Origin of the sequence: Pseudomonas sp. CCI1.1, assembly GCF_034348165.1 — a bacterium.
Lineage (GTDB): Bacteria > Pseudomonadota > Gammaproteobacteria > Pseudomonadales > Pseudomonadaceae > Aquipseudomonas > Aquipseudomonas paracarnis.
The window spans coordinates 4,797,724-4,810,068 of sequence record NZ_CP133780.1; the positions used below are offsets into that span (position 1 = coordinate 4,797,724).

A 12,345-nucleotide genomic window follows, 5' to 3' on the forward strand; every position below is an offset into this window, starting at 1 on the left:
AGCCATCACAGCGAATCTGCCTTATCCCTACCGCCTGTCGGTTTCCTACGCTAAAAGAAGATGCTTCTCACAAATTTCTAAGATTTGTCGAAGTTTGGCCGAAAGCCTGACGAGCCATGCGTGCACCGAAATAGAGCGACCGCAGAGTCCGCCTATCCCGTTACATGGAATGTTCCACTCGGCACGCTCACCCCCCTTTGGCAAAAGAAGTCGATGAAATGAATCTCAAGTTCAGTCATAAAATTCTGTTGGCCGCGTCAGGCGTCGTGGTTTTAGCCTTCGCGCTATTTACGCTCTACAACGACTACCTGCAGCGCAGTACCATCAGGCAAAACCTGACATCGTCCATCCAGCAATCCGGCGAGCTGACCGCCAGCAGTGTGCAGAACTGGCTCAGTGGTCGCATCCTGGTCCTCGAGAATCTGGCGCAGAACGTTGCCCACCAAGGCAGTGCGGCCGACCTTCCTGGTTTGGTCGATCAGCCAGCATTCACCACCAATTTCCAGTTCACCTATGTAGGTCAAACCAACGGGGTATTCACCCAGCGCCCTGACGCGAAGATGCCTGACGACTATGACCCTCGTCAGCGCCCTTGGTACAAGCAAGCAGTGGTGGCGGACAAAACCATGCTTACTCCGCCTTATATGGCGGCTGTGGGCGGTCAGATCGTGACAATTGCCATGCCGGTGAAAAAGAACGGCGAGTTATTGGGTGTTGTCGGTGGTGACCTGAGCCTGCAGACACTGGTGAAGATCATCAACTCAGTAGACTTCGGTGGTATCGGCCATGCGTTCCTGGTCAGCGGTGATGGCCAGGTCATCGTCAGTCCAGACCAGGACCAGGTGATGAAGAACCTCAAGGACATCTACCCTGGCACCCATGTGCGCATTGAGAAGCTCAATCAGGACGTTGTCCTCAACGGTCAGGATCGCATCCTTTCCTTCACGCCTATCAGCGGCTTGCCTGGCGCTGACTGGTACATCGGCCTTTCGATCGACAAAGAAAAAGCCTATGCCCCGCTGGGCAAGTTCCGTACTTCGGCCTTGATTGCGATGTTGATTGCCGTTGTCGCCATTGCGGTGCTCCTGAGCCTGTTGATTCAAGTACTGTTGCGCCCGCTGACCACCATGGGCGTGGCCATGCAGGACATTGCCCAAGGCGAAGGTGATTTGACCCGACGTCTGGACGTGACCAGCAAAGACGAGTTCGGCGAGGTCGGCAGCGCATTCAATCAGTTCGTCGAGCGAATCCACGCGTCGATTTCCGAAGTGTCTTCGGCAACGCGCCAGGTGCACGATTTGTCCCAGCGTGTGATGGCTTCATCTAATGCGTCGATCATCGGTTCTGACGAACAGAGCGCGCGTACCAACAGCGTGGCCGCAGCCATCAACGAACTAGGGGCTGCCACCCAGGAAATCGCGCGCAACGCCGCGGATGCGTCCCAGCACGCCAGTGGTGCCAGCGAACAAGCTGACGATGGTCGTAAAGTGGTGGAGCAAACCATCCAGGCGATGTCTGAGTTGTCGCAGAAGATCAGCCTGTCCTGCACTCAGATTGAAACCCTTAATGCCAGTACCGACAACATCGGGCACATCCTGGATGTGATCAAAGGTATTTCCCAACAAACCAACTTGCTCGCCCTCAACGCGGCGATCGAAGCGGCCCGTGCTGGTGAAGCCGGGCGTGGTTTTGCCGTGGTGGCGGATGAAGTGCGTAATTTGGCGCACCGTACCCAGGAGTCGGCAGAGGAAATTCACAAGATGATCACTTCGCTGCAAGTGGGCTCGCGTGAAGCTGTGACCACCATGAACGCCAGCCAGGCTTCCAGCGAAGAAAGTGTCGAAGTCGCCAACCAGGCAGGTGAGCGTCTGGTCAGCGTGACGCAACGTATCGTTGAGATCGACGGCATGAACCAATCCGTCGCGGCCGCCACCGAAGAGCAGACCGCAGTGGTTGAAACCCTCAACGTCGATATCAACCAGATCAACTTGCTAAACCAGCAGGGTGTGGCCAACCTCAACGAGACGCTCAAGGACTGCGATGCGCTGTCCCAGCAGGCCAGCCGACTGAAGCAATTGGTCGATAGCTTCAAGATCTGATCCTGACCGCATCGGAGCGAGGCCTCTCGCTCCGATCGCTTGGCCTCACGTCCAGGGTGCTATTCAGAGGAAGTTGATAGCGCTCAGGTAGTCGCAGCCTTTGCGTAACAGCGCCTGGCTCTTGGGTGGATAGCACATCCCCATTTTTTCCAAGCCCCACCGGGCATTGTCGTAACGGATCATCGATGTATCACCGATGTCTTCGCCCAGTCCGTCCAGGTAAAAGCCCAGCACCCCGAACAGTGCGTTATCGCGACTTACGTTGCGCAACGCCCGTTGCCAGTGTTCAACGCTGACTCGGTCAAAAACGTGCCCAGCCTCGCTGAAGGCGTCGAGGTACTGGTCCCAACTCAAGGGCAGCGGGTTGTGCAGGTTGAACACATGTCGCCCAGGGTCAAAGTGAGCGCTGTGGAAGGCGATGAAACGCGCCAGGAAGTCCACCGGCATCAGGTCGAAATTGGCGTCCAGTCGGGGGACCATCCCTAATTGCAGAGACCCCTTGAGCATCAACATCAAGCGGTTTTTCTGTGGCTGGCAAACGCCGTTCTGGCTGTTGAAGCTGATATTTCCCGGCCGATGAATATTGACCCAGGCCCCTTGCTCAACTGCCCGTCCTAATAGCCGCTCGGCTACCCACTTGGAGAGGTTGTAGCCATTTTTCACATAGAGCGGCAGTGCGCGTCGGGCAGGCGCTTCAAGCACGTACCCGTCGACGTCTACGCTGCTGCAGGCTGAGAGCGTCGAGATGAAATTGAGGACCTTCTTGCAATGGGTCTCGCAAAGACGCAGGCATTCCAGCACCGGCTCGACGTTGTCCTTTGCGAGTGAGGCGTAATCCATCACATGATTGACCTGCGCGGCGTTATGCACCAACACGCCGTAATGACGGGCGAGGTGCTCGTACACGTCGTCGGCCAAGCCCAGGCGAGGTTTACGAATATCGGCGGCGTATACCTGTACTCGGCTCAGGTCCAGATGTTCCAAGCGGTATTCACGCAATGCCTGGGCGAACCTTGCCGCTGCCGAATGGCCGGGCGACTCGCGCACCAGGCACGCCACGTCCTGCGCCCCGCCAGCCAGCAGTGCCTGGACGATATGCACCCCGACAAAGCTGTTTGCGCCAGTAACGATGGCTTTGCGCGAATCTCCCGCAAGGGTGTCGGGCAGCACCCCGACCTTCAGTGCGCGCGTCGCATCTTGCTCCATCTGGTTGGACGGTTTATCCGGCAGCGTGCCGCCATCCATGAGTGCGGCCAATGTGCGAATGGTCGGCGTCTCAAAAAAGGGGCTCAGGCAGAAGCTGCGGCCAAACTGCTCGCGCAGGCGTAGCAACAGAGTCGACAACAGGATGGAGTGGCCACCGAGGTTGAAAAAACTCTCATCAATCGAGAGTTCGCCTGCGGGTAATCCCAGCAGCTCACCCCACACGTCAGCCAGTTGTGCCTGCAAAGGGTCTTGTATGCGACAGCGATCCCTCCCGATGGGTATGGGTATAGGCATGGCCAACAAGGCCTTGCGATCGATCTTGCCGTTATTCGAACGGGGCATGCATGCCAGTTCGCTCCAAGCGCTGGGCTGCATATGCACGGGCAGCCACTGCCGAGCATGTTCCTTCAGGCTTGCCAGCGTGGCGCCAGATTCCGGCTGGGCGGCAAAGCCGATGACTCTGTGTGCCGTATCGATCACCACTGCCACTTGGCGAAACAAGCGACTATCGCGCAAGCACTGTTCAATATCCTGAGGCTGAACTCGAAACCCGCGGATCTTGACTTGCTCATCCCTGCGGCCGCCCAGCTCGATGCCCTCTTGCGTCCATTTTGCCAAGTCGCCGCTGCGATAAGCCTGTAGCACTTGGCCATTTGGCAGTGTCAGCGTCACGAACGGATTGTCGGGCCGCGATGGTGTATTTGAATAACCCAGGCTTACTCCGGGACCGACAATGTACAAGTCGCCCATTACCTGTTCATCCACGGGCTGCAGGTTCTCGTCGAGAATCAGCACCTGGCTGTTAGCGATGGGGAGGCCGATATTGCGATGGCTGTCACCTCGTTGGAATACCCGATGGGCCGCCAACACAGTGGCCTCGGTCGGCCCATAGAGGTTATGCAGCTGGCATTGACCGGCCAGTTGTTCGATCACGCAGGGCTCGCAGAAATCACCTCCGGTCAGTAAATGAGTCATGCCCAATGGCTGATCCAGCGGCAGGATGCTGAGCAGTGCCGGTGGCACAAACCCATGAGTGACGCGTTGCTTGCGAATCAGCTCTACCAGTTGCTGAGGGTCGTGACGTTGGTCTGGGCTGGGGACAATCAACGCGGCGCCAACGATCAATGCAGGGAAAATATCGATCAGTGAAGAATCGAAGCCCAGTGGCGAAAACTGCAGGACGCGACTGTGTTGATCCAACGCCACGCAACTGACGAGCCAGGCCGTGAAATGCGCCAGGTTGTATTGGCTCAGCAGTACCCCCTTGGGCTGGCCCGTCGTACCCGAGGTGAACAGTGCCACGCACGGCTCGTCGGCACGGGGATGACGGTGCATCAGCGGTTGCGTCATGTCGGCGCTGTGCGCGGCAACCTGGCTCACATCAAGTGAAACGAAACGCTCTCGCAATGGGTGCTGGCCATTCTCCAGCAGCACACAGGCCTTGAGGCTGGTCAGCATGCAGTGCTGGCGTTGCTCCGGGTGGTCAGGCACCAGCGGCAAATACACGGCGCCACAGCCAAGCACCGCGAGAATGCTGGCGTACAACTCGGCGGATTTCTCCAGGCATACGCCGACCACTTGTGGAGCCTCGGCATCCTCCAGCAAGGGAAGCAGGCGTTGTTGAATAGCCATGGCTTGTTGCTGGAGCTGCCGATAAGTCAGCGCATGACCGGCGATGTTCAGTACTGTTCGATGTGCGAAGGTATTGAGGCTGGCCTGCAGCCGTTCGATCATGGGCGTTCGGGCCGCTTGCAACAAGGCAGGGTCCGCCGTGTGGTTGAACCGGTGCATGAAAGCCAAGGCATCCAACTCCTGCAGGCCCTGTTCAGGCCAGGCGTTAGCAGCGGCCGTTGCCGAGAAGTAGGCGGGGTCTCTTGAAAAACCGCAGACCAACAAAGCAGCCCACTCCACCACTGCATTCGTTGCCTGCTGACGCAACCGCTGCCCATTGCCGCTGGGTTCCTGGGCAACGTCGTGCACCGTCAGCAGGCGCCGCTCCCGGTCATAGCAGCGCAACTGCAATGAGGGCAGCCCGTGTTCGCAGAGCGGGCCGATACCCACGCGCAAGCTTAACCATGGCGCACTGGCGGGCGAGGGCGGCAGCGGCTGACTCCCGTCTTCAATAACCAGATCCACAGACCCCGCTCCTGCCACATGCCCATACTGCTCCAGCTCCTGCTTGAGCGCCGCCAGAGCGTTAGTGGTACCACGCCACTCGATCTGCAAGCGCCTCATGCCAACCTCATCGATACGGGCAGATAGTCGCGCAGGGCTCGTGCCACGCTGGGGGTTTGCAGTACGCCGCTGTGGTGCAGAAAGCCCATGATATTGGCCACCAGCGGATGTTGGTGGGTGATGGGAAAATCCAGCGCCCGGATTTCGTCGCGCAGTGCCACGCGAGTGTCGGCACTGATCGTCAAGTGTTCGATCAGTTGCAGATCGAAGTCTTTTTGTAGCTCGTTGGTCAGGTAGTGCGTCAGGAATACGGGCAGGGCTTGAGCAATGTGGTCGCGATCTTGCGGGCTTGCCGACTGCCAGTAGAGGCGCACCAACTGTGTCCAGAACCGCGCATGCCGCCCTTCATCAAACAGATGATCGGCCATCAGGCCGCGGACAGAGGATTTGACGCTGGCGTCTTTGGAAAACGCTGCGACGTCATGGGTGACGGTGTTCTCGGCGATGGCGACGCCGATCAGCTCAACGGCATCGTGCAAATATGTCGGTACCTGCGCCTGGGCTGCCGGAAGCGCGCGGCTCAGTTCAATTTGCCCGGGTAGATCGAGCGGTTGAATCCCGGTCATTGCCACGGCTTGCTGAAGGAAATCCAGCGCTACCAGCGCGTGGTAATCCTCGTCGACAACGACCGTCATCGCGTCGTAACGGCAGGCGAGCGGGAAGGGCAGGGAGAAGCGATTTTTAGCAATGCTGCGCGCGGTTTTGTCGACGATCTCGGTTTCGAAAATCACCACGTCATTGATGAATTTGTAGAAGCTTTGCACCAGCACGAAGTTGCGCCATTGCGGGCAGTGCTTGAGAAAGGTTGCACTCAGCACCAGAGGCTGGCGGCACAGGGGGAAGATGAGTTTGTCGTCGTCTTCCAACATCCGCCGGGGGCGTGTGCGGATGGTTGCGCGACGTTCCCAGTCATCGGCAAAGGATTGGTAGCTGACGGCGTTCACGGACGTACCTCTTGCATCGAGGCCAGCACGTCGTCCCAGAGGGTAATACGACTTTCCACGGCGCCCAGGGCGGCGCTATCGGCTTGTTGCTGACGACTGGGGTCGGCGTCGATCAGGTGCGTTAGCAACTGTTGCGCCGCAGGGCCGTGGTCATCGCCGTCCAATTCGATATGGCGGTTGAGGTAGTAACATAACGTAGGGGCCTGCCGACCTATAAACGCATGGCTATGCAAAAGCCCCTTGAACATTGACGGAATCACACTCTCGCGGCCATGCAGGAACGCCGCCGCCACACAGTGGGTTGGGGCGCTCAAGGCGATTTGTAAGGTGCTGTCGACGAAGCGGGCCACGCCCAGGGGAGCATCGCTCATTTGCAAGGCTGCGCTTACCTCCACTCCCTGGCTTTGCAGGTCGATGAAGCGAGTGATTGCGACGGTGCTGGCGCCCACTTCCGTCATCGCGTCAAGGTACAGCTCGAAGTGGCTGCAATAGCCCCGTGTCGGGTGTTCGTCCGTCTCTTCAGCCAGCACGATTTCATTGATCAGGCGGGCATCGCGGGGGGCAGCGCAGGGGAGCCAGGGTAACTGTGTGCACGTGAGGTCCTGTTGCAGGCGTTTGGTCAGGCTCATGAAGTCCCAGACAGCAAATACATGGTGTTCCATAAAGTGTTGTAACTTGCCAACGGTGGTTATTTCTATAAATAACGGGTGGTCGAACAGTTTTTGTTTTTTTTGCTCAAGTAAATAGTGATGCATGGTTGACGCCTATAGTTGTTGCGAGTGCTTTAAAAGCAGTGTTGGACTGTTATAGTTGTGGGTGCAAGAGTAACTTGATCGCGTTCACGCGCACGGCGCTACCATTTAAATAGGCGGCCGCAGCGGTATGGGAAGGCGTGGCTTGCTGAGCGAAGATAATAAGCTGATTGAATGTTTGAACCGGTATGCAAATGTATTAAAGGACTTTGCCGATGTTTATATGTGCGGTAAATTGCCCGGCTATAGGTGGGATTTTTCCGTGCACTAAGTCGGCGTTAATCGTTCCTGAATTCAACACATAAGTGCAACGCTCACCCCTGTATGCACTTCGTACGGCGTCTTCCAGCCCAAGCGCTTGCGCGGGCGTAGATTGATCCTCGCTACTGTCCGATTGACGGCTTCGACGGTCAGCTTGCTGAAGTCGCTGCCCTTGGGGAAATACTGGCGGAGCAGACCGTTGGTGTTTTCATTGGTGCCACGTTGCCAGGATGAATAGGGGTCTGCAAAAAAGACCTGGCACTGGCTCCGTAGCGCGATGCGTTCATGCCCGGCAAACTCCCTTCCGTTATCCAGCGTCAGCGTGTGAGCGGCATGGCCCTGAAGCATCAGATTGATCGCCCGCGTTACCTGCCGGCGCGTTCTGCGCTTGACCGGATAGGCGCTCAGATAGCCGCTTTTGCGATCAACCAGGGTCACCAGGTTACCGCCCAGTCCATGTACCGTATCGCCCTCCCAGTCCCCCAGGCGCTCGCGGCTTTCGACCTCGGCTGGGCGTTCACTGATTGACACGCGATTACGCAGCTGCCCGCGCCGATCGTGGCTTCCATAGCGTTTCCGGTAGCGCTTTCGGCGATGTCGCAGATAGGTATAAAGCTCACCACCGGCGCGCTGTTCGGCGGCAATGAACCGATAAATCCACTCATGGCTGACCGCCCGGCTTGGCTGCTCCTGCTTCAACCGCTGGGCGATCTGCTCCGGACTCATGCCATGCTTGAGCCACACCGGGAGATGATGGCTGAGCCATGTCGCCGGCTTGCAAAACTTGCGCGCACCCGCTCGACGAGCATCACTTTCATGGGCCGCAGAAACAGCCTTGTAGATATTCTGGGTGCTGTTGCGGCGAACCTCGCGACTGATCGTCGAGGGATGCACGCCGACCCGCTTTGCAATGCTCGCCTGGCTCTCTGCGGCGCTCAAGCCAGCCTCAATCTGGTAACGTTGTCCCTGAGTCAGCTGCCGGTAATGCGTAGTCATCTGCGCTTGAATCCTTCGGTGTGAGAGCCTGGATTCTACCGGTGGCTGGCTCTCTGCCTCTCGTTTCAAGCGTTGCGCTTATTCTATGAATTCAGGGTTCTTTAGTTATTTTTTAAATATTTCTGATGGAGCAACAACCCTGATAGGGAAGCTGCTCCATCACCTGAGAATTAAGGGCAAAAGCAAAAAAACTTACTGCACGGCTTTTTTGTCGGCGCTCTCAAGGCTGCTGAGGTAGGTGGCGATCACCTCCATGCCTCGCATCAAGTGGTTACGCAACGTCAGGATGCTCTCCTCGACCTTCTTCTGCGCCACCAGGCTCAGCAGTTCGCGGTGATCTTCCTGGGAGGTCTCGCCCAGCCCCATCGCCTCAAGGTTGAAGCGCAGGAAGCGCTCCTCCTCATTCAACCCGTGCTCGACCAGGGTGAGCAGTCGCTGGTTGGGCGCCTTGCCATATAGCACCATGTGAAACAGGCGATTGAGGCGACCAATCTCGGTGTAGTCTTTTTCGCTTTCCAGCGAATTGATACAAGCCTCGGCTTGAGCAAGGTCCGCGTCGGTGAGCAGCGGAATCGACAGGCGCAAGGCTTCGGACTCCAGCAACATGCGCAAGGCATAGGTCTCTGCCGAATTGTCCTCGATCAAGGGGGCAACGACGGCACCCTTGTGAGTCACCACATGCAGCAAGGATTGCGCCTCCAGCTGGCGCAAAGCTTCACGCACGGGCATGCGGCTGACGCCGAACAGGCTGGCCAGTTCTTGCTGGCGCATGGCGGTGCCACAGGGCAATCGCCCATCGAGGATGGCATTACGCAAGGTTTCTTCAATAACGGAGCGCGCAAGATGGGCGGGAATAGGCCCGCTGATTTTGATGCTGCTTAATGGGTTCGGCTTCTGCGTCACGGTTGCGCTATCCTCCTTTCTTGAATAATAGGTTGGCTAATTGGATCCAAAGAACACTAAAGATGGGCCAGGCGCTTGTCAAACAGCCAGAGTTTCCGTTTGTAAGGGCTTACACAGCATACTTTGTGTCTCTCACAGTAGGCGGTTATAAAATCACCGCCTACTGTGATGATTGCACTGTGCCATTGTTTTTTGTAGGGCCAGGCTTCACCATTCCTTGAAATTCCGTCTCTTTCATGGACTGAACACTTTGGCGGTAAGTTTTATTCCCTATCGACTGCTTTGCTGGCTTTTATCAGCAATTTTACTGGCTGGCCTGATGCTCGGCGGGCTGCGTGCCGATTGGGATTTCTCGCAGATCAGCCGCAAGGCCACCGCCGTCTACGGCCCGTTGGGGCAAGGCCAGCAGCGTATCGACGCCTGGCAGCGGCTATTGGCGAGCGAAAAACAGGTCAGCGAGCAGGACCAGCTCAAGGTCGTCAATTTGTTCTTCAACAAGCAAATGACCTACGTGGAAGACATCGATCTCTGGCACGTTGTCGATTATTGGGAGACACCCGTCGAAGCACTCTGGAAAGGCGCCGGTGACTGCGAAGACTACGCCATCGCAAAGTATTTCAGTTTGCGTCACCTGGGGGTGTCCAGCGACAAATTGCGCATTACCTACGTCAAGGCCTTGCGGCAGAATCGGGCGCACATGGTCCTGACCTATTATTCGACCCCAGACGCTGTCCCACTGGTGCTCGACAGCCTGATGGATGAGATCCTGCCGGCCACCCGTCGCACCGATCTAGTCCCGGTGTACTCATTCAACGCCGAGGGGCTGTACTTGCCTGGTGCCAAGGGCAACAAGAAAGTCGGTGATACCAAACGCTTGTCGCGCTGGCAGGATGTGTTGAGAAAAATGCGTGCGGAAGGCTTCCCAGCCGAGCCTGCCAACTAGGAGTAACTGATCGGATGTCTCTGTTCAAACAGCTATTGATTGCAATCTGTCTGTTCCTGGTGGTCGCCTTCAGCGGCAGCTTCATGGTCAGCCTGGAAAGCTCGCGCACCCAATACGTCAACCAACTGCGCTCCCACGCCCAGGATGCCGCAACGGCGTTGGCGCTGTCGCTGACCCCGAATATCGATGACCCGGCCATGGTGGAGCTGCTGGTCAGCTCGATCTTCGACAGCGGTTACTACGCCAGCATCCGCGTCGTGGACCTGGCCACCGACAAAACCATCGTCGAGCGCAGCGGTATTCCTGACAACAACGGCGTGCCCAACTGGTTCGTCAACCTGATCGGCCTGGAGCCGGCCGGTGGTGATGCGCTGGTCAGCCGTGGCTGGGAACAGGCCGCACGGGTAGAAGTGGTCAGCCATCCGATGTTCGCCCTGGCCAAGCTCTGGCAAAGCGCCCTGGGTAGCCTGGGCTGGTTGCTGCTGTGCGGCGCGGTCAGCGTGGTGCTCGGTGGGCTGTTGCTGCGCCGGCAATTGAAGCCGTTGGACTATATGGTCAAACAGTCCCACGCCATTGCCCGCCGCGAGTTCCTCAGCCTGCCTGACTTGCCCCGCACGCCAGAGCTGCGGCGCGTGGTACAGGCCATGAACCAGATGGTGGAAAAGCTCAAGGCGCTGTTCCAGGAACAGGCCGAGCGTAGCGAAAAACTGCGCACCGAATCCTATCAGGACAACCTCACCGGCCTCGCCAACCGCCGTTATTTCGAGATGCAGCTCAACGCCCGCGTCAGTAACCCGGAAGAGACCAACTCCGGCTACCTGCTGTTGCTGCGGGTCAAGGACCTGGCCGGCCTCAACCAGCGCCTGGGTGGCCAGCGCACCGACCAGTTGCTGCAAGCGGTTGGCCAACAACTGCTGCGCCAGTGCGCGCCGTATCCGGAAACCCATAACCTCGTCACCCGTATTCGTGGCGGTGAGTTCGCCGTGCTGGCACCGGGGTTGATGCGTGAAGAGGCGGTGCAACTGGCGCAAAACCTCGAGAGCACCTTGCTCAGCCTGCAAGCGACCGGCGCCAGCGACGTTACACCGGTTGCCTATATCGGCCTGGCGCCGTTCAGCCATGGCGACGCACCCCAAGCCCTGCTGACCCTGGCCGACCAGGCCCTGGCCCAGGCCCAAGCGCAGGGCGACACCAGTTGGGTATGCCTGGACCGCAGCGCCGCCGCCAGCGTCGGTGACGATCACCATGCCTGGCACACCTTGTTGGACCAGGCCCTGACCCAGCAGCGCTTCCAGTTGTACTTCCAGCCGGTGGTGGCCAGCCAGGACCCACAGTTGGTCCTGCATTACAAAGTGCTGTCGCGCTTGCAGGACGAGGATGGCCACACCATACCGGCCGGGCGCTTCCTGCCGTGGCTTGAGCGCTTCGGTTGGTCGGCCCGCCTGGACCGCCTGATGCTGGAGCAGGTGCTCAAGCAGATGAGCAGCCACACCGAGAACCTTGCGCTGAACCTCTCGGCCGCGACCCTGCAGGACCCCCAGGCTCTGAACCGCATCTATGACCTGCTACGCCAGCACAGCAACCTGGGCCCGCGCCTCACCCTGGAGATCGGTGAAGAGCAACTGCCTGAGCAGCACGTGCTGGAACAGATAACCCAGCGCCTGCGCGAGCTGGGTTTCTCCCTCAGCCTGCAACGTTTCGGTGGGCGGTTCAGCATGATCGGTAACCTGGCGCGCCTGGGCCTGGCGTACCTGAAGATCGACGGCAGCTACATTCGCGCCATCGACCAGGAAAGTGACAAGCGCCTGTTTATCGAGGCCATCCAGCGAGCGGCCCATAGCATCGACCTGCCGCTGATTGCCGAGCGTGTAGAGACCGAGGGCGAACTGAAGGTGATTCGGGAGATGGGAATCTTCGGTGTGCAGGGCCAACTGTTTGGCGAACCCGCACCCTGGAAATAATTTACCTGTAGGAGCGAGCTTGCTCGCGAAGATCGCCAACGATAA

The 12,345-nt window shown here is 58.3% G+C and carries 8 protein-coding genes; 3 read left to right on the forward strand and 5 right to left on the reverse strand.

Annotated elements, in window-relative coordinates; all coding sequences use genetic code 11:
- Positions 1-218: 218 nt before the first annotated feature.
- Entirely contained in the window at positions 219-2,099 is a 1,881-nt protein-coding gene (locus RHM69_RS21830) for a methyl-accepting chemotaxis protein (RefSeq protein WP_014716359.1), read from the forward strand.
- 63 nt (positions 2,100-2,162) lie between these two features.
- On the opposite strand, the gene RHM69_RS21835 is transcribed toward RHM69_RS21830, so the two are convergent.
- The 5 genes from RHM69_RS21835 to RHM69_RS21855 form a co-directional block, all read right to left on the reverse strand.
- On the reverse strand, positions 2,163-5,540 hold the full coding sequence (locus RHM69_RS21835) for an amino acid adenylation domain-containing protein (RefSeq protein WP_200601197.1): 3,378 nt from the start codon (positions 5,538-5,540) through the stop codon (positions 2,163-2,165).
- Positions 5,537-6,484 (reverse strand): diiron oxygenase, encoded by a 948-nt coding sequence (locus RHM69_RS21840; protein ID WP_200601199.1) that lies wholly within the window; start codon positions 6,482-6,484, stop codon positions 5,537-5,539. Before RHM69_RS21840 ends, RHM69_RS21835 begins: the two co-directional genes overlap by 4 nt.
- Positions 6,481-7,239, reverse strand: coding sequence for a DUF3050 domain-containing protein (locus tag RHM69_RS21845; protein WP_020302192.1), 759 nt, complete (start codon positions 7,237-7,239; stop codon positions 6,481-6,483). Before RHM69_RS21845 ends, RHM69_RS21840 begins: the two co-directional genes overlap by 4 nt.
- Before the next feature lie 291 nt (positions 7,240-7,530).
- A complete protein-coding gene (locus RHM69_RS21850; RefSeq protein ID WP_004577240.1) occupies positions 7,531-8,493 on the reverse strand; it encodes an IS30-like element ISPpu17 family transposase in 963 nt (320 codons plus the stop codon).
- A 192-nt stretch (positions 8,494-8,685) separates the two neighbouring features.
- A complete protein-coding gene (locus RHM69_RS21855) occupies positions 8,686-9,396 on the reverse strand; it encodes a GntR family transcriptional regulator (protein WP_014716363.1) in 711 nt (236 codons plus the stop codon).
- 319 nt (positions 9,397-9,715) lie between these two features.
- Between RHM69_RS21855 and lapG the strand changes: the two genes are divergently transcribed.
- Positions 9,716-10,339: a cysteine protease LapG gene (gene lapG, locus RHM69_RS21860; protein ID WP_019819857.1), complete on the forward strand. Its 624-nt coding sequence runs from the start codon at positions 9,716-9,718 to the stop codon at positions 10,337-10,339.
- Between the two features lie 14 nt (positions 10,340-10,353).
- On the forward strand, positions 10,354-12,300 hold the full coding sequence (gene lapD, locus RHM69_RS21865; RefSeq protein ID WP_122301537.1) for a cyclic di-GMP receptor LapD: 1,947 nt from the start codon (positions 10,354-10,356) through the stop codon (positions 12,298-12,300).
- Positions 12,301-12,345 lie beyond the last annotated feature (45 nt).

Coding starts and splice junctions, on each gene's coding strand:
- RHM69_RS21830 (WP_014716359.1), top strand. CDS start 219: ATGAATCTCAAGTTCAGTCATAAAATTCTGTTGGCCGCGTCAGGCGTC.
- RHM69_RS21835 (WP_200601197.1), bottom strand. CDS start 5,540: ATGAGGCGCTTGCAGATCGAGTGGCGTGGTACCACTAACGCTCTGGCG.
- RHM69_RS21845 (WP_020302192.1), bottom strand. CDS start 7,239: ATGCATCACTATTTACTTGAGCAAAAAAAACAAAAACTGTTCGACCAC.
- RHM69_RS21850 (WP_004577240.1), bottom strand. CDS start 8,493: ATGACTACGCATTACCGGCAGCTGACTCAGGGACAACGTTACCAGATT.
- lapG (WP_019819857.1), top strand. CDS start 9,716: ATGCTCGGCGGGCTGCGTGCCGATTGGGATTTCTCGCAGATCAGCCGC.
- lapD (WP_122301537.1), top strand. CDS start 10,354: ATGTCTCTGTTCAAACAGCTATTGATTGCAATCTGTCTGTTCCTGGTG.